The sequence below is a fragment of the Actinoallomurus sp. NPDC052308 genome, assembly GCF_040679195.1.
Taxonomy (GTDB): Bacteria; Actinomycetota; Actinomycetes; order Streptosporangiales; family Streptosporangiaceae; genus Actinoallomurus; species Actinoallomurus liliacearum.
This window is the reverse complement of sequence record NZ_JBFAUM010000039.1, coordinates 14,128-35,791: the sequence shown is the minus strand read 5'-3', so window position 1 is coordinate 35,791 and position 21,664 is coordinate 14,128. Positions and strand designations below refer to the sequence as shown.

19 protein-coding genes and 1 pseudogene are annotated in these 21,664 nt (G+C 69.7%); 3 read left to right on the top strand and 17 right to left on the bottom strand.

Translation table 11 applies throughout. The annotated features are described in order from the left end of the window. Window positions 1-8: 8 nt before the first annotated feature. From AB0L00_RS42190 to AB0L00_RS42150, 9 genes and pseudogenes are all read right to left on the bottom strand, one after another. Window positions 9-1,334, bottom strand: a pseudogene (locus AB0L00_RS42190) (HAD-IC family P-type ATPase); the annotation flags it as partial. Next, complete coding sequence (locus AB0L00_RS42185; protein WP_364443373.1) at window positions 1,331-1,537, bottom strand: hypothetical protein; 207 nt, start codon at window positions 1,535-1,537, stop codon at window positions 1,331-1,333. The gene AB0L00_RS42185 and the pseudogene AB0L00_RS42190, both read right to left, overlap by 4 nt. Window positions 1,538-1,565: 28 nt before the next feature. Further along, complete coding sequence (locus tag AB0L00_RS42180; RefSeq protein WP_364443372.1) at window positions 1,566-2,063, bottom strand: DUF5134 domain-containing protein; 498 nt, start codon at window positions 2,061-2,063, stop codon at window positions 1,566-1,568. Window positions 2,064-2,065: 2 nt separating this feature from the next. Further along, on the bottom strand, window positions 2,066-3,058 hold the full coding sequence (locus AB0L00_RS42175; RefSeq protein ID WP_364443411.1) for a cytochrome c oxidase assembly protein: 993 nt from the start codon (window positions 3,056-3,058) through the stop codon (window positions 2,066-2,068). A 105-nt stretch (window positions 3,059-3,163) separates the two neighbouring features. Further along, window positions 3,164-3,826 carry a CopD family protein gene (locus AB0L00_RS42170; protein ID WP_364443371.1) on the bottom strand — a complete coding sequence of 221 codons (663 nt, stop codon included), beginning with the start codon at window positions 3,824-3,826 and terminating at the stop codon, window positions 3,164-3,166. A gap of 27 nt (window positions 3,827-3,853) precedes the next feature. After that, entirely contained in the window at window positions 3,854-4,828 is a 975-nt protein-coding gene (locus AB0L00_RS42165) for a copper resistance protein CopC (RefSeq protein ID WP_364443369.1), read from the bottom strand. Further along, the gene (locus AB0L00_RS42160) at window positions 4,825-4,992 is read right to left on the bottom strand and encodes a hypothetical protein (RefSeq protein ID WP_364443367.1); all 168 of its coding nucleotides are present in this window, start codon (window positions 4,990-4,992) and stop codon (window positions 4,825-4,827) included. Before AB0L00_RS42160 ends, AB0L00_RS42165 begins: the two co-directional genes overlap by 4 nt. After that, entirely contained in the window at window positions 4,989-5,678 is a 690-nt protein-coding gene (locus AB0L00_RS42155; protein ID WP_364443365.1) for a YcnI family protein, read from the bottom strand. The genes AB0L00_RS42160 and AB0L00_RS42155 overlap by 4 nt, the downstream gene beginning before the upstream one ends. A 160-nt stretch (window positions 5,679-5,838) precedes the next feature. Beyond that, on the bottom strand, window positions 5,839-6,216 hold the full coding sequence (locus AB0L00_RS42150) for a hypothetical protein (protein WP_364443364.1): 378 nt from the start codon (window positions 6,214-6,216) through the stop codon (window positions 5,839-5,841). Between the two features lie 385 nt (window positions 6,217-6,601). Between AB0L00_RS42150 and AB0L00_RS42145 the strand changes: the two genes are divergently transcribed. Continuing rightward, complete coding sequence (locus AB0L00_RS42145) at window positions 6,602-7,234, top strand: alpha/beta fold hydrolase (protein WP_364443363.1); 633 nt, start codon at window positions 6,602-6,604, stop codon at window positions 7,232-7,234. A 3-nt stretch (window positions 7,235-7,237) separates the two neighbouring features. After that, entirely contained in the window at window positions 7,238-9,550 is a 2,313-nt protein-coding gene (locus tag AB0L00_RS42140; RefSeq protein WP_364443362.1) for a molybdopterin-dependent oxidoreductase, read from the top strand. Window positions 9,551-9,870: 320 nt separating this feature from the next. On the opposite strand, the gene AB0L00_RS42135 is transcribed toward AB0L00_RS42140, so the two are convergent. The 6 genes from AB0L00_RS42135 to AB0L00_RS42110 form a co-directional block, all read right to left on the bottom strand. Beyond that, window positions 9,871-10,422 (bottom strand): EF-hand domain-containing protein, encoded by a 552-nt coding sequence (locus tag AB0L00_RS42135; RefSeq protein WP_364443361.1) that lies wholly within the window; start codon window positions 10,420-10,422, stop codon window positions 9,871-9,873. A 355-nt stretch (window positions 10,423-10,777) separates the two neighbouring features. Beyond that, on the bottom strand, window positions 10,778-10,915 hold the full coding sequence (locus AB0L00_RS42130) for a hypothetical protein (protein WP_364443359.1): 138 nt from the start codon (window positions 10,913-10,915) through the stop codon (window positions 10,778-10,780). A gap of 231 nt (window positions 10,916-11,146) precedes the next feature. After that, window positions 11,147-12,874 carry a hypothetical protein gene (locus AB0L00_RS42125; protein WP_364443358.1) on the bottom strand — a complete coding sequence of 576 codons (1,728 nt, stop codon included), beginning with the start codon at window positions 12,872-12,874 and terminating at the stop codon, window positions 11,147-11,149. Window positions 12,875-12,928: 54 nt separating this feature from the next. Next, window positions 12,929-13,747 (bottom strand): carbohydrate ABC transporter permease, encoded by an 819-nt coding sequence (locus tag AB0L00_RS42120; protein WP_364443356.1) that lies wholly within the window; start codon window positions 13,745-13,747, stop codon window positions 12,929-12,931. Next, a complete protein-coding gene (locus tag AB0L00_RS42115) occupies window positions 13,744-14,775 on the bottom strand; it encodes a sugar ABC transporter permease (RefSeq protein WP_364443355.1) in 1,032 nt (343 codons plus the stop codon). Before AB0L00_RS42115 ends, AB0L00_RS42120 begins: the two co-directional genes overlap by 4 nt. Beyond that, window positions 14,772-16,028 carry an extracellular solute-binding protein gene (locus AB0L00_RS42110; RefSeq protein ID WP_364443354.1) on the bottom strand — a complete coding sequence of 419 codons (1,257 nt, stop codon included), beginning with the start codon at window positions 16,026-16,028 and terminating at the stop codon, window positions 14,772-14,774. The genes AB0L00_RS42115 and AB0L00_RS42110 overlap by 4 nt, the downstream gene beginning before the upstream one ends. A gap of 497 nt (window positions 16,029-16,525) precedes the next feature. Here AB0L00_RS42110 and AB0L00_RS42105 point away from each other — a divergent pair, with 497 nt between their 5' ends. Then, window positions 16,526-17,545, top strand: coding sequence for a LacI family DNA-binding transcriptional regulator (locus AB0L00_RS42105; RefSeq protein WP_364443352.1), 1,020 nt, complete (start codon window positions 16,526-16,528; stop codon window positions 17,543-17,545). 358 nt (window positions 17,546-17,903) lie between these two features. Here AB0L00_RS42105 and AB0L00_RS42100 read toward each other — a convergent pair whose 3' ends face one another. Both AB0L00_RS42100 and AB0L00_RS42095 read right to left on the bottom strand, forming a co-directional pair. Continuing rightward, on the bottom strand, window positions 17,904-19,727 hold the full coding sequence (locus AB0L00_RS42100; RefSeq protein ID WP_364443351.1) for an RICIN domain-containing protein: 1,824 nt from the start codon (window positions 19,725-19,727) through the stop codon (window positions 17,904-17,906). Window positions 19,728-20,240: 513 nt separating this feature from the next. After that, window positions 20,241-21,599 carry a ricin-type beta-trefoil lectin domain protein gene (locus tag AB0L00_RS42095; protein WP_364443350.1) on the bottom strand — a complete coding sequence of 453 codons (1,359 nt, stop codon included), beginning with the start codon at window positions 21,597-21,599 and terminating at the stop codon, window positions 20,241-20,243. Between the last annotated feature and the right edge of the window lie 65 nt (window positions 21,600-21,664).

The following is a 21,664-nucleotide window of genomic DNA, read 5'->3' as shown; positions in this document are numbered from 1 at the left end:
GTCTCCAGCAGCGCCATGTCGCCGCTGGTGAGCGTCCCGGTCTTGTCGATCACGACCGTGTCGATGCGGCCGAGGCGTTCCAGGGCGCCGGGGCCGTTGATCAGGACGCCCCGGCGTGCGCCCGCCCCGGTGGCGGCCAGCAGCGCCAGCGGCGTGGCCAGCCCGAGCGCGCACGGGCAGGCCACCACGAGGACGGCGATGGCCGTGGTCAGAGCGGCGCCGGTGTCGGCGCCGGCCCCGAGCCAGAACCCGAGCGCGGTGACCGCGATGGACAGCACCATCGGGACGAAGACCCCGGCGATCTCGTCAGCGCGGCGCTGCGCCCGCGCCTTGCCGAGCTGCGCCTCGCCGACGAGCGCGGTGATCTTCGCGAGCCGGGTGTCGGCGCCGACGGCGGTGGCACGGACCACGAGTGCGCCGCCGACGTTGGTCGTCCCGCCGGTCACCCGATCGCCCGGGCCGCATTCGGCCGGAACGCTCTCGCCGGTCAGCAGGCGGGCGTCGATCGCGGAACCGCCCTCGACGACGACGCCGTCGGTGGCGACGGTCTCCCCCGGCCGCACCACGAAGCGCCGGCCCGGCCTGAGCTCGCCGATCGGTATCCGCCCGCCGTCTTCGAGCTGCACGTCCTTAGCGGCCAGCGCGCCCAGGGCGGTGAGCGCGGACCCGGTACGCCGCCGGGCCCGCGCCTCGAGATACCGGCCGACCGACACGAACAGGGTGACGCCCGTCGCGGCCTCGAGGTACAGGTGCGCGCCGGCTCCGTCCGGTGTCGCGGTCCACGCGAACGGCATCCGCATTCCGGGTGTGCCCGCGCCGCCGAGGAACAGCGCGTACACCGACCATCCGAAGGAGACGAGCACGCCGAGGCTGACGAGCGTGTCCATCGTCGCCGTGGCGTGCCGCAGCCCGGCCGCCGCCCGCCGATGGAACGGCCACGCCACCCAGGTCGCCACGGGGGCCGCCAGTGCCAGGCACAGCCACTGCCAGTCACGGAACTGCAGGCCCGGCGCCATCGACAAGACGAGGACCGGGAGCGTGAGCGCGGTCAGCACGACGACGCGGTCGCGGGCGCGCCGACCGGTCGGGTCCTCTGGAGGAGGCGTTTCCTTTGATGGGTCGCGTACGAGCCGTCCGCTGTACCCGGCCCGTTCCACCGCGCCGATCAGCTCTTCGGCGGTGACCGAGGCCGGGTGGGTTACGCGGGCCTGGCCGGTGGCCAGGTTCACCGCGGCGCTCACACCGTGGATCCGGCCCAGCCGCTTCTCCACGCGCGACACGCACGCACCGCAGGTCATCCCCTCGATGGCCAGGTCGGTGGTCCGGGCGCTCACCGGTGCCGCCCTGGCATGGTCATGCCGCCCATGTCGCGCTCATCCGCGGTGCCGGGCCCGGTGTGGTGCATGCCGGGTGCGACCGGCCCGGCCAGCCGTCCGGCGGCGAACGCGACCGCGAACAGTACGGCCAGCAGGGCCGCGAAGCACAGCACCAGCGGGGACGGCGCCGCCGGTCGCTTCGTCGAAGATCGGTTGATCATTTTCATGTCCTTGAACGTCATGGGGTGGTCAGTGCGCGGCGAGGAACATGTAGGCCATGGCGACACCGGTGGCCATGTGGCAGGCGACATCGGTCCGGTCGCCGTGCGCGGCCGCCAGCGACCGGGCGGTCCAGGCCGCCTCGCCGATGAAGTAGCCGACGAGCCCGAGACCGAGCCAGGCGGACGCACCGCCGGGACTCATCGTCATGCCGGCCATGTGCCGCATGGCCGGGAAGCACGTCATGTAGGCCATCGCCAGGCAGCCCGTCACCGCGTGCGCGTCGCGCGGCCGGCCGCATGCCAGGCAGGCGATGGCGGCGGCCAGGTAGAGCCCGGCCGCCGGCCGGGGGATGGTGGGGGCGGCCGGAGCGAACATCGCCGCCATGCCGAGCCCCATCGCGACGTGCGCGAGCCGCTCCCGTGGACGGCGCCGGGTGGTCGCCAGGCGGTAGGCGTGGAGGCCGGCGATGCCCGCGGTCAATACGGCGAATCCCCCCCGATCACGCGGTTCTCCCTGTTCGGCCACGGTCAGCGCTCCTGGCGCTCGTTCATCCGGGCGAGCAGCGCGTTGTAGGCGTCCAGCGCGGCCTCGTCGGCGTCGACGTCGGCGCTGGCCCGCAGGTGTTCGCGGGCGGGTTCTCCGTCGGTGACCGCGTGGCCGGTCCCCGCCAGGGCCGACTGGCGGGCCGCCTCCAGGAAGATTCCGGCGCGGGCGGCCTGCGGGGAGCGGTCCAGGACCCACATCGCGGCGACGATGAGCATCATCACGAACATCAGGCCGTCGCCGCCGATCCACATCACCGCGCCGCCGCCGTGGATGTCGGCGAGCGGGCCGGGCCCCCACTCCGGGTGCATCCGGGCGTAGGCGGGGAACGGCGGCCGGGTCGCCTGCAACAGGACGATCCCGACGATGGTGTCGGCCGACATGCCCATGAACAGGCCGAACAGCCGGATCGGGTAGGCCGGGGAGTCGGTCGTGAGGATCGGGGCGAAGTACAGGTATCCCGCGCCGATGTACAGGACGTGCTCCAGCACCATCAACGCCGGTGAGCGCATCATCGCGTCCATGAACGAGGACAGGTGCACGCCGAACAGCACCGCCATGTACAGGGCCAGACCGGTGATCGGCGAGAACACGACGGCGGCCGCCGGTGACCGGCGGATCGCCTGCACGCGGGCGTGCGTGGTGCCGCCGGTGGCGCGCAGCAGCAGCGTGACGGGGTGGCCGTGGCAAAGCAGCCAGGGCGCGATCATGATCAACATGAGGTGCTGGATCATGTGCACCCAGAACAGGCCGCCGTCGCCGTACACGCCGGGGCTGCCCATGATCGCGGCGGCCACGACACCCAGTCCGGCCACGAAAGAGGCCGTGCGGGCCGGGGACCAGCGCCGGACGGCGAGCACGCCGGCCAGATACAGCAGCAGCGCCGCGATCAGCAGCGCGGTGGTGACCGGCGCGAACCGCCAGGTCGTGAACGCGCGGGCCCAGGTCAGCGGGGCGAGCGCGTCGTGCATGGGCATGTCCGTCACAGGCTCTCCATCAGGTCCTGGCCCAGGTGACGCCCCGGTCGACAGCCGCCGGGGACTCCACGGGCGTGAACTCGGTCCAAGGAGCTCGTCGTCTGTTCAACGGAGCGTCTCCGACAGCTGCACGGTGGTCTCATCGATGTCGCTGGTGCGTACGGTGACCGCGATCCGCCACCGCCCGGCGGCGGCGAGCGGAGCGGTCACCGCCTCGTACCGGCCCGCCCCGGTGCGGGTGATGCGGGCGTCGATCGGGCCGATCCTCCGTGCGGGCAGTGACCAGGCCACGTCCAACCCGGGGACGTCGCCCGGCGATCCCGCGGCGTCGCGGACCCGGACGGTTGCGCGGGTGAGCCCGCGGGCGCGGGAGGGCAACCGCATGCTCACGCTCCCGGTCCCGTTCGGACCGCCGGTGTCGTACCGGGCGGTGAGCGTCGCCGGTTCGGCGGCCAGCGCCTTGCCGGCCGGTTCCAACGCGACCAGCAGCGAGGTCGCGGCAACGACCGCCACCGCTCCGGCAGCCTCGACCGCGACCAGCCGCGCGAGCCGAGCCGGTACCAGGCCGGCACGGTTCCGCAGCGCACGGCGGGAGAAGAACGCGACGGCCAGAACCGCGCCTACCAGCGCCACCTTCACCGTCAACGTGAGCCCGTACGCGGTGGTGAGCAGGGCCTGCGGAGTCTGCACGCGGATCCAGCCCTGGTACAGGCCGGTCCCGGCCAACACGGCCACGCTCCCGGCGGCGACGGCCGAGAACCGCTTCACGCCGACCGCGGCACCCGGATCGTCCCGTCATGTCCGCATGGTCACCGTCACGGCGGCGAGCCCGCCGAGCCAGAGCGCCATCGCGCACAGGTGCGCCACGTCCGCCGGCACGGTGACGAACGGCTGAGAACTCGTCGCGGCATGCCCGCCGACCGACCAGGTCACCGCGATCCCCACGGCCGCGATCGCCCCTGCCCCGCCGAAGGCGAGGCGCCTCATCCGGGAGCCGTCGCCCAGCCTCGCCAGGCCGAAGGCCAGCAGGAACGGCAGGCAGCCCAGGATCAGCAGCCGGGCGGTCAGCGCCCGGCCGTAGACGGTGGCCAGAGTCTGTGAGATCAGCTCCGGCCGCACGAGCGCGCCGAGACCGGCGCCGGCCGCGTACGGGCCCTGCAGCAGCAGCGATCCGAACGTACCCGCCACCAGAGCGGCCCACCCACCGACGATCAGCAGCCCCACACCACGCCGCCGGGCGGCATCGGGCCGGCCGTACCAGCAGAACGCGAGCACCCCGACGAACAACGCGAAGCCGAGGAACCCGGCGAAGCGCATCACTGCGAACAGCACCGAAACGGTGGTGTCGGTCCGCGCGAACCGAGCGGTGGCGGGTCTGCTGGGGTGGCCGGCGGAGAAGGCGATCGCACCGCCGACCGGGTGGGAGTCCGCGGAGATCACCCGCCAGGTGAGCGTGTAGGTGCCCTGCGCGCCGCTCCCGCGCAGCCCGATCGTCACCTTCGGGCCGGCGCCGGTCACCGTGCCCGCCACGCCCGTACCAGTCGGATCGAGGACACGGACATCGGCGGCGACCGGGCGTACCGGTTCGTCGAACGTCAACGTCACCGCCGACGGCAGCGTCGACACGATGGCGCCGTCGGCCGGCGAGGACGACGACAGGGTCGCGTGTGCCGACGCCGGCGACGCCGCCAGCACGAGGATCAGCACCGCGGCACCGATCGACGCGCCCAGCCGTGCCACCCGGCGTGATGCGGGAGCGGCCGATCTCACCGGGCATCCTGCTGGAGGAGCTTGGGCAGGTCGGCCGCGTAGTCCCGCGCGGAGACGCCGCCGCCACAGCCGGCCGGCAGCACCGGCAGCAGACCTCCGAGCGCGAGCATGCGGACACGCCGTCCGGCGGGCTTGGCCGCCGGACGGGCGGGAACCCGGCTCATGCGCCGGTCGACCTACCGGACCGGCGCAGCGCGAAGACGGCCGCGCCGAGACCGAGCAACCCGACCACCAGGCCGGCCACTCCGAACGCGGTACCCATGCCGTCGCTGCTCTTCTCGACGACCTTCGTCGCCTGCTGCGTGGCGGCCTTGGCCAACGTGATCGACGGTGCCGGGTGCTCCGGCTCGGTGTTCCCGCTGGGCATTTCGATCCAGCGCACCACATGGGTCTTGCCGCTGTGGTCGGTGTAGGTCTGCAGCGCCTTGAAGTACAGCTTCGCGGTGTCGGTGGGCAGCGAGCCCATCGAGATGCCGAACTGCTGGAACTGCCCCGGCTGGATCTTCCCGCCGGACCAGGTGATCTGGGTGACGGCCTGGGTCACCTCACCGTCGTCGGTCTTGATCGGCTCGGGCAGTGGCCCCTTGACCGACTGGACCGTCCAGCCGGGCACCGGCTGCACCGAAACGGAGGCGATCGGGTGGTCGGTGGGCAGGAACAGCTGCACCTGGGTCGTGTCGGCGTCGGTCTCCTCGTTGGGGACCCGGACGTTGAAGGCGGCGTAGCCACCCGGTTCGGCGGTGTTCGGGTTGATGGTGACGTGCGCGGCGGCGGGCAGAGCCATCGCGACGACGGTCGTGGTGATGATTCCGGCGCCGGTCAGCAGGCGCTTTGTACGAGAGAAGGACACGATGCTCCTCGGGAGGACATGCGAAAAGGGAGACGGCGACCACGACCCGTCCCTCATCCCGCGGGCATCGCGAACATCCCGGTCACCTCCCGCAGGGCGGGACCGGGTGGAGACGGCACCATGACGCGTACGAGCGTCACGGCACCGTTGAGGGCCGTGATCACATAAAGGCGTGGACGAGAACACCGGCGCCCCGAGGAGGGCCACGCCGTACGAGGACATGGCGCAGGACGGCGACGGCCGGCCGGACCGCGTCCTCATCCCGCCGACCATCCGCACCGCGGGGACGCCCGTCCACCCCGATGTCGGCGAGCATCAGCAGGGCGAACACCCGCAGCGCGGGATCGAGCAACGACTCCGCGATCACGCCCAGTGCACGCCACAGAGCCCGTTCACCGGCGTACAGCCAGAGGGCCACCAGCACGCCGGCGAGCACGTGCGCGCCGATCATGCCCAGGCCGGACATGCCGTCACCATGACTCATCGTCATGGCCGGGCTGGCGCCCGCGACGTGATGAACGCCGCCGTGCATCGTCATGGTCATATGCGCCGGAGCCGTACCGGGATCGGGTGGGGTGCACCAGCTGAACCACAGGTGCAGGCCGGCGTACACCGCCGCCTCGTAGGGACGGGACCGGAATATGAGCGAAACGTGCCAGGCCAGGTAGAGGTCATAGGCGCGAATCGTGGTCGTAGGCGGGCGGCGAGGACGTAGGGGTAGGCGGACGAACGGGCACCAGTTACCACCGAAAGTGCGGCAGAGCCGTTAATCGGACAGACCTATACACGGTCTAGTAGGCCAGAGGCCTCTCGTCTACAATTTTCGTGTATCCGCTCACCGAGAGTGAAAAGCTGGTTTTCTGGTGGCTGGTGATCGACCGTTAGCCTCGCGCGCTGTCCTCGCATCCGCTCCACTCGACTGCATGCCGGTCACTGGGGCCTGGCGCGAAGGGGACGCGCCCGGCCACCGGCGATTCATCCGGTGCCCTGGTGACCTGGCACTTGAAGGAGATCAGGTCCCGCCGGATTCTCCGCTGCTGTTGGGGACGTGGGGCGAACTGAACGCCGATGCCTCGAACGTGATCTGGCTCGGGCATCCCTTCAGCGCCGACAGCCACGTCGCCGGCGAAGCCGACGCGACCCATCCGACTCCGGGCTGCGGGACGATGTGGTCGGGCCCGGCCGGGCGATCGACACCTTGCGGTACTTCAGTGGCGGCCGACATCCTGGGCGGCTGCCAGGGTTCGACAGGCCCGGACTGCGCCCCCTGGGGCAGTCGGTTTCCCCGCCTGTCCTTCCGGGATACCGTCGCCGCGGACGTGCTGCTGGCCGACGTGCTGGGCATCCACCATTGGGCCGCTGTGATCGGCTGTTCGATGGGCGGGTGCCGTGCACTGGAGTGGGCCATCACCCATCCTGACCCCGTCGTGTCTCTCCTGGCCATCGGCTGCGGCGCGTACACGACGGCGGAGATGATCGCGCAGGGCTACAACCAGATCAAGGCCATCACAGACGACCCCGGTTGGCACGGCGGGGACTGCTACCAGCGGAGTTGATGCATGGTGGAACGACGCATGTCGGTTGCGACGCACTGGGGTAGTTTCATCGCCGTAGTCGATTCCGGCCAGTTGGTGCGAATCGAGCCGAGGCGCGATGACCCCAGTCCATCGCCTATCGGCCCCGGAATGGTGGCAGCCGCCGACGATAGCGCTCGCGTGTTGCGCCCCGCGGTGCGCAAGGGCTGGCTGAACGGCGAGCCGCGCGCCCACGACACGGCCAGAGGCACGGACGCCTTCGTGGAGGTGAGCTGGGACGATGCGATCACACTGGTGAGCGATGAACTCCGTCGAGTTCGTTCACAGCACGGGAACAGCGCGGTGTTCGGCGGATCCTACGGCTGGGCGAGTGCGGGCATGTTCCACCAGGCGCAGGGGCAACTCCACCGGTTCCTGGCGTTAGGCGGGGGATACACCGACGCTCGCAATACCTACAGCACCGCAGCTTTGGAGGTCATCCTCCCCCATGTGATCGGCGGCCATCCGTGGAGCTACCAGTCCCGGATGCCGATGTGGGACGAGATAGCCGAAAGCTGTGAGCTTGTGGTGGCGTTTGGAGGGCTGGCCCTCAAGAACAGCCAAATCAACCCTGGTGGGCTCGCCAGGCACCAGACGCAGAACCTACAGCGCCAGTGCCGTGAGGCTGGGGTGCGGTTCGTGAACATCAGCCCTATCCGCAGCGACGTCGCCGGTTCCCTCAACGCCGAGTGGCTGCCCGTCATCCCCCACACCGACACCGCCGCGATGCTCGGCATCGCACACACGATGCTGGTCAACGGGTGGCACGATGAGGACTTCCTTCGCCGATGCTGCGTCGGTTTCGATCGCTTCGCCTCCTACCTGGTCGGCGAGCTCGATGGCATCCGGAAGGACGCTGCGTGGGCAGCGGAGATCACGGGCATCAGTCGCGACGCGATCATCGACCTCGCTCGCCGCCTCAGCACCCAACGTTCTCTCATCATGGTCAACTATGCGGTGCAACGGGCAGACCACGGCGAACAACCGATCTGGATGTCTGTCGTGCTGGCCGCCATGGCGGGCTCGATGGGTCGGCCTGGCTGCGGCTGGGGCGCAGGTTACGCGACGATGGACGCGACAGGCGTTGCCAGAGGCCGCCCCTTCGTGGCGAAGATACCCGAGCTTTCCAACCCCGTTCCGGATTTCATCCCTGTTGCGAGGATCGCCGATACCCTGCTGCATCCGGGTGAGATCATCGACTACGACGGCCAGCGCCTCACGCTGCCCGAGCTTCACCTGATCTACTGGTGCGGAGGGAACCCGTTCCACCACCACCAAGATCTCCATCGGTTGACCCGCGCCTGGCAGATCCCTGACACGGTGGTGGTTCACGAAGCCTGGTGGAACACCACAGCAAAGTTCGCGGACATCGTCCTGCCCGTTGCCACCAGTTTGGAGCGCGACGACTTCGCCGCCGGATTCGCGGACCCCCGCCTCGTCGCGATGCCGAAAGTTCGCGAGCCGGCGGGCCAGTCGCGCACCGATCACCAAATCTTCACCGCCTTGGCCTCCCGGCTCGGATACGAGCAGGAGTTCACGGAGTCACGTTCCGAGATCGAATGGGTCCGACACCTTTACGAGCAGACCAGAACCGAGCTCGGCGGCGATGCCGCGTTGCCGAGCTTCGACGACTTCTGGCGAAGCTCCATCGTCGAGCTGCCGGCGTTGACCGGACCGTTCCCCGGCAGTTTCGAGGCCCTCCGCTCAGATCCGCAGCGTTTCCCCCTGCTGACGCCGTCCGGCCGAATCGAGATCTTCTCCGAGAAGATCGACTCGTTCGGCTACGACGACTGCGCCGGGCATCCAATGTGGTTCGAACCAGTGGAGTGGCTTGGCGCCGATCACTCAGACCGATTCCCGCTGCACCTGATCTCGAACCAGCCCGCCTCACGCCTGCACAGTCAATACGACAACGGTGGCCGCAGCCTCAGTTCAAAGATCCGTGGCCGTGAGCCCGTGACGATCAATCCGTTGGACGCTGCGTCGCGCGGCATCGAGAGCGGCATGATCGTGCGCGTCTACAACGACCGAGGTAGCTGTCTCGCGGGCGCAGTCCTATCGGACGACGTCATGCCAGGCGTCGTACAACTGTCCACGGGAGCGTGGTGGGATCCGGTCCAGCCAGGCCTGAGCGGAACATTGGACCGCCACGGCAATCCGAACGTTCTCACGGCGGATCGGCCGTGCTCGCGCCTGTCGCAGGGACCGAGTGCTAACAGCGCGCTGGTCGACGTCGAGGTCTACGGCGATCCCCTTCCCGATGTGCTCGCCTTTTCACCGCCAAGCCTCGAGCATTGAGACAAGAAGCTTCCTTCGGCGGGGAGTAGCGGCACCCAATGGCGGACGCGCTGATGATGCGCGGGCCCCGGGTTACGCTCCTCACCCAGATGAGGCACGGTAGTGACCTGCCGTCATTTTCTACGCAACGCGCCAGAGGCGGACGACCGGTCTCGGTCAGGGGTGCATTGCGGTGGGGCAGGAGCCCAGCGGGTCCGGTGGGACGTCGCGATCCACACCGAACCCGAAAGGCCCTCACCCGCTCAAGTTTCCCCCGCGCGGGATTGTCACCGCTGGCCGCAGCCTCCCGGATGGAACATCTCGGCCGGGCAAGGGGGTCGTCAGTCGGTGACCCTGCCGAACAAGTGGTTGGCGGGGGCGTCGGGGTCGTTGCCGTAGAAGAACTCCGCGAGTGCCTGGTGGAACTCGGAGCGGTCCAGCGCGCCTGAGCCGTCCAGGTCCAAGGTAGCGAAGACGGCGGCGCAGTCCTCGAAGGGGAGGTTGGCGGCCAGGCCGAAGATCTGCTCGAACTCCGACTGGTCGATCCGGTCGTTCCCGTCGAGATCGACGAGGTCGAAGTAGCAGTCGGCCACCCGCTGGATCTGCTGCGGGTACAAATCGGAGTCGGTCAGCGCCCGTCGGAACCCTTCAATCATCTCCCGCAGGTCGACCTTCCCGTCACCGTCCTGATCCATCGGCATGATCACGTGCGTCCAGAACGCGTCCAGTTCCGCGGTAAGCCGATGGGCGGTCGCGGACTGTGCCGCGTCGCCACGAGCAGCGATATAACGCTCGGCCATCAGCAGCACGTCCTGCCGGGTGATGGCCCCGTCGCCATCGACATCGGCACCCCTGAACCACTGGCGGTACTTGAGATCTCGAAGCTCAGTCACGACTACAAACCGTAAATGCTTCGTCACGGATTTGCAATGGGCCAGGTGGATATGGCCGTGGTCGTCGGCGGAAGACCCCGACCTCGGGGAACATCGGTACAGCCGTTATCGGTGAGAACGATCATGCTCCGATCGGCGCGAGAGCGCCGACCCGGTTCTCATACCCGCGGCGGGCTTTGCGCTGGGCCGGGACGACCGGGGCGCGTTGGCCACCGTCGAGCGGCTGGCAGCGGGCGAGGAGCTGGCGGTACACGGCGGGGACGGCGGTGACGCGCAGGGTTCAGACCTGGCCCCGCCGCACGGTCACCCCCGGGTCGACACTCACGGGAAGGAAGAGTTCCCGCAGATGTCACAGTCAGTGACCACCGCTTACCCAGGGGCTCTCTTGCGAGAAGGGCAGTTCCAGATGGCCGGTGACCATAACTTCGAACCCTGTGAAGTGTTCGTACTCGTCATAGGCGTCGACCATGGCCTCTTCGACCAGCGCATCCAACTCGGCATCCCTCAGTTCCGGCGTAGCGGAAGGGTGGATCGACCTGCAGTAGTCCAGGACACCATCCCGTGGTACGGACCGGCCGGACGGCAGAGCCCGGTTTTCGGTGTAACTCCTGATCACGCGCGTCCGGCCGGCGCCCTCCTGCCGCCCCGCCATCCGCCGATCGGCGGATGGCGGGGCGGCACGGCGAGCACGCCGGAGGTGGAACGACCGGTGGGCGGACCGAGGTCAGCGCGGCGCCGCGCCGCGGCGCCGCTCGTACGCCTCGGCCAGGATCAGGTAGGCGCTCGCGGTCCAGGTGTAGGCGCGGTCGCGAAGCCCGTCGCCGGTCATGGCGTCGAAGTTCTCCGCGAAGCCGGACCTCTCGCACAGGGCGCGGAAGCGGGCGCTGACGTCGTCGGAGAGGTCGGTGAACCCGCTGCGGCGCAGGCCGTCCTCGATGAGCACGGTGGACGGCGCCCAGATGGGACCGCGCCAGTAGCCGTCGGGCCGGTAGTGGTCGGAAGAGGTCAGCTCGGAGGCGAGACCGTACGGAGTGAGGTGGGCCTCGATCCGCTTGGCGAGCGCGGCGCGCGGACCGGCGGGCAGCGCCTCGCCCAGTACGATCGCCATGAGGTCGAGCAGGCTGGAACTGGTCCACGTGCGCCGCGACCCGGGCGCCCGGGCGACGAACCGGTCCCCCGTCCAGAGCTGCCGTAGCATCCCGTCGCACATCCGGTCCGCGGCCCGGTGCCAGGCGGCGGCGTCCGCCCCGTTTCCGAGCTCTCGGGCGAGGGCGGACAGCTCGCGCATCTGCAGGACGAGGAACGCCGCCAGGTCCGCGGTCTGGATGACGTGGTCGGGGTCGAAGGTCGTCGCGTTGTCCCAGCCGCTGTCGTTGCCGTGCTGGTAGTGCGGGAGCACGTCGCCGGGGGCGCGCCGGGCGGTGAGCCAGAAGTTCGTCCACGCCTCGAGCTGCCGGTACACGACCGGCAGGACGGCTCGGTCGACGTCCTGCGGAAGGCGTTCCCTGAGGCGGCGAAGGGCCCAGCCGTGGATGGGGGGTTTGACGAAGTTGTAGAGGACCTCTGAGTGGGTCACCGAGTCGGGCAGGCCGCCCGCGTCGTCCTGGTGATCGAAGACGAGGCGGAACTGGTCCAGCGCCAGCTCGGGGGCGCCTGCGGCCAGCGCGAGCGCGTTGAAGCAGTGGTCCCAGCTCCAGACCTTGTCCATCCAGTGTTTCGACATGAGCACGGCCGGGCGTTTCAGGAAACCGGCGGGGCGTACCGTGGCGGACCACAGCACGTACGCGGCGAGTTCCGCGGCCGGCGTGCGGGGGCTGCGCCACGGCGCGACCGCGTCGGCGAATGCACCGAACTCCGCCTCCGCCGACGCCGTGACCTGGTCGAACGTGGCGGACGGTGCGTACGGCGCACGGGCGCTGTCGACCTCCTCGATGGCGATCTCCCAGGGACCGCGGTCGCCGGCCAGGTGGAGCCCGCGCTCGGCCCGTCCCAGCGCCTGGACACCCACCGGCTCGGGCGGGTGTCCGGTCAGCACGGTCACCCGATAGCGCCGCCCGGTCTCGTACGAGGTGAACACGTGCGCGCCGTCCACCGGGTCGCGGTAGAAGTAGGTGCCGCTGAAGGGCGTCAGTTCGGGTTCGGCCGCGGTGACGCGCAGGCCGAGTCCCCGCCCGCGCAGCCGGATCACGTCGGCCCGCTCGTAGGCAAGGTCGACCCGGCCGCCGCCGTCGCGTACCCAGGACAGCCGGCCCGGCGTCGCCTCGACCGCCGCCTCGACGCGAGCTCCGCCGACCGTGGGGACGAACCGGAGTACCGGGTGCATTCCGGTCTGGTGCGAGACGAGGTGCAGGTCGTTCGCGTACACGTGCTGCGCGACGACCGGGGAGACGCCGAACCACGAGCCGTGGTAGCTGAAGGGGATTTCCTGGACGGAGAAGGCCAGGACCGTCATGAATGGGCTCTCTCATCTCTCTGGGGCGTGCCATCGTCCTCTGGCGGCGCGCCATCAGTCCTTCACCGCTCCGGCCGTGACGCCGGCGGCGACGTAGCGCTGGGCGATGATCAGGAGCACGGTGGCGGGGATCGAGGCCACGACGGCGGTCGCCATGATGGCGTTCCACTGCTGGTTGTTGTTGCCGATGTAGTGATAGATGCCGAGGGTGATCGGCCGGCGGTCGCCCCCGCCGTCGAGCGAACTGGCGAAGACGAAGTCCGACCACGCCCAGAGGAACGAGAAGAGCGAGACCGTGACGATCGCGTTCCGGCTGACCGGCAGGACGATCGACCAGAACGTCCGGAACCGGCCGGCCCCGTCGATCGTGGCGGCCTGGAGAAGCTCGTCGGGGATGCCGGACATGAACGCCGTGAAGATCAGTACGCCGAACGGCACGGCGATGGTGGAGTCGGCCACGACGAGGCCGACCGGATTGTCGAGCACGCCGAGCGACAGGTAGACGGCGTAGAAGCCCATCGCCATGATGATCCCCGGGATCATCTGCGCGATCAGCAGCATGAAGCTCAGCACGCCCGCGCCGCGCGGGCGCAGCTTGGCCATCGAGTACCCGGCCGGCGCCGACACCAGCACGGTCAGCGCTACCGTGCCGAGACCGATGAGCAGGCTCGTACCCAGGTAGGGCAGCTGCTGGTCGACGACGGCCCGGTATCCCGCCACGGTGCCGTGGATCGGGAACCAGTCGGGCGGGCTCTTGCGCATGTCCCGGTCCCGGGTGAGCGACACGTTGATCATCCAGTAGACGGGAAAGAGCATCAGACCGGTCAGTACAAGGCCGATGCCCGTCTTCCACCAAGTCGTCCTGCCGGTCATGCCTGCTGCTGCCTTCGCTGCAGCCGGAGGTAGACCAGACCGAAGATGAGGGCGATCACGATCAGCAGGTTGCCGACGGCCGCGCCGCGCCCGAAGGAGGGCAGCAGGTTGCCGAAGCCGAGCCGGTACGACCAGGTGGCGAACGTGGTGGATGAGTCGGCCGGGCCGCCCCTGGTCATGATCCAGATCACGTCGAACACCTTCAGCGTGTAGACGAGGCCGAGGAGCAGGGTGATGGCGGAGACCGGCCGGAGCAGCGGGAAGGTCACCCGCCAGAAACGCTGCCAGCCGTTCGCACCGTCCAGCGCGGCGGCCTCGTACAGCGACGCCGGAATCGTCTGCAGGCCGCTGTAGAGCACGACCAGGTTGAACGGGATGCCGATCCAGATGTTGGCGATGGTCACCGAGGTCAGCGACCACTGTGGCGACGTGAGCCAGTCGATCGGGCCGACGCCGAGCCGGTGCAGCACGGCGTTGACGACGCCGGAGTCGCTGTTCAGCATCCACGACCACGTCGACGCCGACACGATCAGCGGCAGCAGCCACGGCACGAGGAACAGCGCGCGCAGCGTCACCGACAGCCGGAAGTGCCGGCTGAAGAACACGGCCAGCGCCATGCCGATCGTGAACTGGAACGCAAGTGACACGAGCGTGAACGCCACGGTGTGCACCAGCGCGGGCACGAAGGCGGGGTCCTGGACGACGGTGGCGTAGTTCTTCGCGCCGGTGAAGGGGGCGCCGCCCTGCACGAACGACCGCACCGTGTAGTTCCGCAGGCTCAGATCGAGGTTGCGGTAGAGGGGGTAGGCGTAGAAGAGCAGGAGGTAGGCGGTGATGGGGGCGAGGAACGCCCAGGCCGCCCACTGGCCCGAACGCGCCCGCGTAGAGCGGGCCCGCGGGCGGATCCGGCCGGCCGCGGCCGACGCCGTTTCGTCACGTCCGTCCGCGAGCCGCCGTCCCGATCCCTGTCCCGGCGCCCGGATCAGGTCGTTCATTCCGCCGTCGCTCGTCACGATCGGCTCGCTCACCGGGTCGCGGTGGCCGCCGTGGACTGCGCGGCCGACAGCGCCGCCTGCGGCGACTTCGACCCGCTGAGCGCCGCCTGCACGGCCGTCCAGAGAGGCTGAGAGATCTTGGGGTACTTGGTGCCGAGGCCGTCGCCGGTGCGCGCCTTCGCCGCGTGCACGGCGTCCACCCAAACCTTCAGGTCGGGGGCCGCGGCCACCTGCTTCGCCTGGACCGCGGCGGTCGGCGCGATGTAGGACAGGGTCGTGTCGGTCGTATAGAGATTGTCGGTGCTGGTCAGGCAGGCCACGAGCCGTTCGGAGGTGGCATAGCGGCTCGTCTTCTTCTGTACGGGCACCGTGACGAATTCGCCGCCCGTCGGCGCGGGTGCGGTGCCGCCGTGCACGGCCGGGATGGGGATGATGCCGTAGTCGAACCCGGCCTTCTTGGCGTTCGCGAGTTGCCAGGTGCCGTTCTCGCCGAACGCGTACTGTCCGGTCGCGAACTCCTGCCAACTCGTCGTCTGGGTGTTGTTGATCACTGAGTTCGGCGCGTACCCCTTCTTCAGCCAGCCGGCCCACAGTGACAGCGCCGACACGCCGGCCGGGGAGTCCAGCCGCATCGGCTGCGCGCCCGCGCCCCAGAACCACGGCAGGAACTGGAAGCTGCCCTCCTCGGTGCCGATGGCCGAGAAGGTGATGCCCTTCTTGCCGGCCGCGGTGACCTTGGCCAGCGCGGCGGTCAGCGAGGCCCAGTCCTTCACCGACGCGGCGTCGACGCCGGCGCTCTTCAGCACCGCCTTGTTGTAGTAGAGGGCGAGGGTGTTCGCGCCGATCGGGATGCCGTACGTCTTTCCGCCGATCTGCCCCGCGCCGAGCAGGTTCGCCGCGATCGCCGACGTATCGATCTTCGCCTCGTCGTCGGGCACGAGCACGCTGGCCTCGGCGAAAGTGGAGACGACCGGGTTGTCGACGACCAGGACATCGGGGGCGTTGCCCTGCTGCGCCGCGAGCAGCGCCTTGTTGGTCAGGTCGGTCGTGTCGAAGCCGGTTCGCTTGATGGTCACCCCGGCGTCGCTGCCGCACTTGTCGAGCAGGTGGACCCATGCCGACCCGTTGTCGAACTGGGGATAGGGGTCCCAGATCGTGTACGTGCCGCCGCCGGTCCCGCCCCCCGCGTCGTCGTTCGACGACGCGCAGCCGGCGACGCCGCCGGACAGCGCGACGGCGACCAGCCCGAGACCGGCGATGCGTCGCCGCAACGGTGAAGTCCTCACGGGATCTCTCCTCTCACGCGATGGCGTTCGGTGCCTGCCGGACCGGACGGTGCCCACGCCGGTCCTCCATGGGTGCGCCGCGCGAACGGCCCGCCAGGGCGCGTCTCCGCCGGGAGATCGCCCATCTCGGATCGCGTCGGGTCGAACCGGTTCGCATCGGTTCGACCGAACATAAGCCTCTCCCCCGGCGGGGTCAATGGGCCGCGGCCCTCAGTCGTGGGACACGGCGACCGGCGGCCGGATCGACGCCCTACGACGGCGGCCTCTCAGAGTCACCGCACCGTACGGCGGATCGGTGAGACGCCTATCTGGCCGGCCCCGGCGCTCCCACCTGCCCGGGCGGCGGCCGTACCGTCGGCGCCGCCATCCCTTGGGCGGACGTCGCGGCCGCGCATAGACTGGTCGCCGTCCCCGAACCGGTTCGCTATAGCGCGCTCGGTCGGCCGTCCACGAACTCTGCTCCGGAGGCCTGTTTGAGTCGGCTCGAAGCTTCGTCGGTGAACATCGGTGAGGTGGCACGCCGCGCCAAGGTGTCGCGCAGCACCGTCTCCTACGCCCTATCGGGCAAGCGGCCGGTCGCGGAAAGCACCCGCCGGCGCATCCAACAGGTAATCGACGAAATGGGCTACCGGCCGAACGCCTTCGCCCGCGCACTGGCCCGCGGCGAGACCAAGACCCTCGGCCTGGTGTTCCCGCCCGCCGGCAGCCACTACACCGACATGCAGCTCGACTTCATCGGTGGGGTCACCGAGGCCGCCGCCGCCCGCGACTACGACGTGCTGCTATCCGTGGCGGACGCGGGCGAGGAGCGTTCCTTCCAGCGCCTGGTCGGTGAGCGGCGCGTCGACGGCGCCATCCTCATGGAGATCCGGCTGCACGACGCTCGCGTCGAGCGGATGCGCGCGATCGGCTTCCCGTTCGTCACGATCGGCCGCACCGGCCGTCCCGACGGAACCGCCTGGGTCGACCTGGACCACCGGACCCTCGTACGCCGGTGCGTGCAGCACCTCTCAGACCTGGGCCACCGGCATCTGGCGTTCGTCAACCGGTCTGAGGCGCTGCTGCGGTCGGGGTACGAGTCGGCCCACCACGGGCAGGAGGGCTTCGAGATCGCCGTTCGCGAACTCGGGCTCAATGGTGCCGCCTACCCGTGCGACGACGACGCCATGGGCGGCGAGCGATGCGCGGAACAGATCCTGACCGACCACCCCGAGACCACCGGGATCGTCACCATCAACGAGGCGTCCCTGGGCGGGCTGTACCGGGGGCTGGCCGCCGCCGGCCGCACGATCCCCCGCGACATGTCCGTCACCGGCATCGCCGGCGCCCGGTGGGCCGAAGCGGTGACCCCGGCACTGACCGCCGCCGATGTGCCCGCCCGCGATATGGGGCGGATCGCCATCGACCTGCTGCTGGAGCGCATCGCCGACGCCGACGCGCCGGCACGCCACCGGTTGCTCATGCCGCCGGTCGTCCTGCGCGCCAGCACGGGGACGGCTGCCCGCGTCGCGCCGTAGCGGCCGCGTCCGGCGCAGACCGGACGGCCGCCCCCGGCGGCCTGCGGCCGTCGGTCAACGGTCCCTCGCCGGCCGGCCGGGCGGGAGGCCCGGCCGCCTCGGCGTCCGGCTCGTTTCGCCACCACCGCGATGGCCACCACGGCGGCGCGGCCGCTGATCCGGGCACCCCCGTGTCCGAACGTGCTTTGACTCACGGTCACACTCGACCTCCATTCCGAATGAGGATCTCCCTCCGCTCGCTGCGCGGAGTCGTACTCCGGCGGGCGGGCGCGACGCGCGCGGTCTGCGCCCGCCCGCCGTCGTCGGAGGCGGCCCGATCGATCGCGAGACGGCCGGTCAGGCCGGGTCGTCCGGGTGGTCAGCGGGGGGTGAAGTCCTGGTTGGTCCCCGCCGCGTTCTTGCACGGCCACTGATCCAGCTGCTGACCCTGATTGCCGCCGGCCCCATAGACGTCCAGGCACAACCCGCTGCTGCCGTTCTGGAACGACCACGAACCATCGGACTGCGCGACCGGCTTCCACATCGAACTCGCCGCCCCATTGGGGGCCTGCTGCACGATGTCCGGACTCCCCTGCGCCGTCGAACCGCCCGCCACCGCGACCACCAGACCCGAGTGCTGCGCCTGCAACTCGCCAAAGCCATTCGACCCCGGCACGAACTGGAACTGCTGGTTGCTCTGCCCGTTACAGGACCACTGGTCGATCGCCGCACCCGAAGCGCTGGAGTCGCCGTACACATCCAGGCACAACCCGTCGCTACCAACTACCAACTGGTGATAACCGCCCGGCAAGGAACCACCGTTACCGCCGCCCGAGCCCGGCGTCAGGTAGATGCCGAACGCGTCGTGCGAGGCCTGGAACGTGACGGGTACCGCGATGGAGCCACCGGCGGCGCTCATGTCCTGATCGAGGACCACCTGCCGCGCGTTCAGCGGAGACTGGTCCGGGATCCGGTAGACGGTGACGTGGACGCTGCCGTTGTTCGCCAGCCAGGGCACCGACGGCAGTCCGCTGAAGGTCACCGATGCGCTGCCGGTGTAGCCGTTCGAGTCCCCGATGATGGCGACGGCCCGCTTGTTCGCGCTGTCCTCGGCGGCGGAGATCGCCGTGCTGCCGACCTGCCCGGAGGTGGACATCAGGTTTCCGGTGAGGTCGGCGTAGGTGCGGAACGCCCACCAGTTGCCGGTGGCGGCGAAGCTGCCGCCGTTCGCGGCCACGATCCCGGTCAGGTTGGGGATCAGGCAGCAGACCCAGTTGCCGCGCATCGCATTGGTGTAGCCGGACTGGGCGAAGCGCGCGAGGTACCAGGCCGTCACACCGGCGGTCTGCCGGTCCGCCGGCTGGTACTCGTTCGCCGACAGCGGCCGGCGAGAGATGCCGGCGGAGTCCAGGGCACTGCCCAGGGCCTGCGACACGGCCACCGGGTCGTCGACGTCGCCCTCGTCGTGGTTGGTGATCTCATCCGGCACCGTCCCGGCGGACTTGACGTGCGCCAGCCACGTCTGCCACTCGCTCCGGTTTCCCAGCGGGGTGAAGGCGAACGACGGCCCCACGATCTTCGCACCCGGGGCGATGCGCCGGATCTCCCGGTAGGCCGTGTCCCACATCTGGAAGTACTGAGGGCTGTTCACGCCCCGAGTCCAGAAGACGGAGATGTCCGGTTCGTTGTCGATGTCGTAGGCGAACCTCAGCCCGGACGCCTGCAGCGCGCCCACCGTCGCGTCGATGAAGCTCACCCAGTTGGAACAGTCCCCGTTATCGCACGGATAGACCGTGTTGGACGGCTGCCCGCCGTCCAGGCCGTACAGGTCGGTGACCAGTACCTGGAACTCGGTGTTGTACGGGGCGAGGCGCCGGGCCTGCGCGATCACCGTGTTGACGTCCGTCTGCGTCTGGGAGCCGTACTTGTAACCGTCCCCGATCCAGGCCCGGTTCACGTGCCCGCCGGCCCGGTAGGCGTTGGGGCGAAGCGGCTGCAGGTACTGGTCCGGTGGCTGCGTGCCGTCCTGGTTGATGCCGTACAGGAAGCCTTCGCCGACACCGGTCGACGGCCCGGTCGTGGCCGCCAGGTTCACGCTCATCGACTCGGTGGCGGCCTGGGCGGGCGCCGACGGGGCCATGATCAGCGCCAGCACCGCTCCGGCCGCGGTCACGAGGCGGCCGAGTCTTGCTCTCGTACTCATTGAACTAACTCCGCTCTGGGGCGACGCGGGTCTGACGCGATCGAGGAGGTTGACGGCCGCCCTTCTCGGCCGGGGCAGCCGACGAGGCGGCAGCGGCGTAGAGGGCGGGACGGCGGGTCGGGCTGACGTGATCAACCATGTCGAACCGGTTCGCGAATCGATTCGCGGGGATGTTATGACCGAGGTGACGGAGGGAGACCTCGGAGGTGACCGTGCCGGGATTGAACGCCGACAGCCAGTGGGCTTGCGGCTGGCTGGCGATCTTGTCACGGATGACAGGGGTGCGCGCGTCGTTGGGGTTGGCCGCGACCCAGCGGACGACCTGCGTGCTCGGGTCGCGATAGAGGGTGCCGGACAGCGTGCCGGCCCGGGCGCTGCCGGTGACCAGACCGGCGGTGACGGCCGCGCAGGCGACGGCCGTCGTGGCGACGGCCGCTCTCCAACGGCTGCCACGCCGAGGGTGGATCGCGCATGATCGTCCTTTCCGTAGGAGGCGTGACTCGGGTCACGGGATCAGTTCTGGGTCCACTTCTGGTTGCTCTGGCCGTTGCAGGTCCACAGGATGATCTGTGTGCCGTTGGCGGTCCCGGCGCCGTTGGCGTCGAGGCACAAACCGGACTGCCCGCCGGTGACGGTGCCGTCGGCGTTCACGTTCCACTGCTGGTCAGGCTGGCCGTTGCAGTCCCAGATGACCGCCCTCGTGCCAGGGGAGGTACCGGCCCCCTCGGCGCCCAGGCACTTACCGCCGTACACCTGCAGTTGCTTGGAGGATGTGAGGGTCCACTTCTGGTTGGCGCCGCCGTTGCAGTCCCACAACTCCACCTGGGTGCCGTTGGCCTGGGAGAGGTTCGGCACGTCCAGGCACCGGCCGGCGCCGACGTTTACCAGTGTCGAAGTCCCCGGGGTCGGCGTCGGGGTCGGGGTGGGGGTCGGCGGTTCGCCGCCCTGGAACTGGGTGAAGAAGCTCCAGACCACTCCGGAGGTCCAGGTCCGCCAGCCGTCGCAGGTGCACCCGTCGATCGGCCCGGGGTCGTGACCTGCTCCGTCGAACGCGGCCCATACGACCGGATACCCCGACCGGCACCCGGAGTAGGTGGTGACGATGTGCGTCAGGCTCCCGTACGCCGGCTCGGGCGGGTTCTGCGGGGTGCAGCCGTTGTTCCGGACGAACGTGTCACGCAGCGCCCGCCCGGAAGAGATGTTCAGTACGTTGTCCCTAATGCCGTGCAGCCCGATGTAGGCGACGGGCTGCGTTCCGCCGCTGCACCCGCTGAGATTCGCGCCGGAATAGACCGCGACCGCGCGGAAGACTGTCGGCCGGGCGCAGGCGAGCGCGTACGTCATCGCGCCGCCGTAGCTGAAACCGGTGGAGAAGATCTGCGCCGTGTCGACGCACAGGCCCGCCTCGAGCTGCCGGAGCATGTCGTCGACGAAGGTCACGTCCTGACCGCCGGAGTTGGCCCAGCCGTTGTTGATGCCCTGGGGCGCGACGAAGATCGTGCTGTTGTTCGCGTTGTCCGCGAGCCGCCTGAGCCCGTAGTACGACCAGTTGTAGCCGTCGGTACCGCCCGAGTCGACATCGTTCGCGGTGCCGCCCACCCAGTGGAACCCGAAGATCAGCCGGTAGGGGTGGTTGTTGTCGTAGCCTGCGGGCACCCGCAGGATGTAGCTCCGGTTCTGACCGCTGCTCTGAATCGAATGCGTACCGCTTGCCAGTGTCGGGGCCTTGCCGCATCCGGCGGTCGCCGCCGCAGGGTGGAGAGCCGTGGACGACGGCGTTCGGCCGAGGCCGCTTCCCAGCGCCACTCCGCCCATCGCCAGGACGACGAATGCCGCGACCACGACAGGTACGAGGAGGATCTTGGGTTTCATCCGGTCTTCCTTCTTCATCCGGGGGACGTCGACCGGCGATGCCGACCGGTCGGCGATCGACGGCG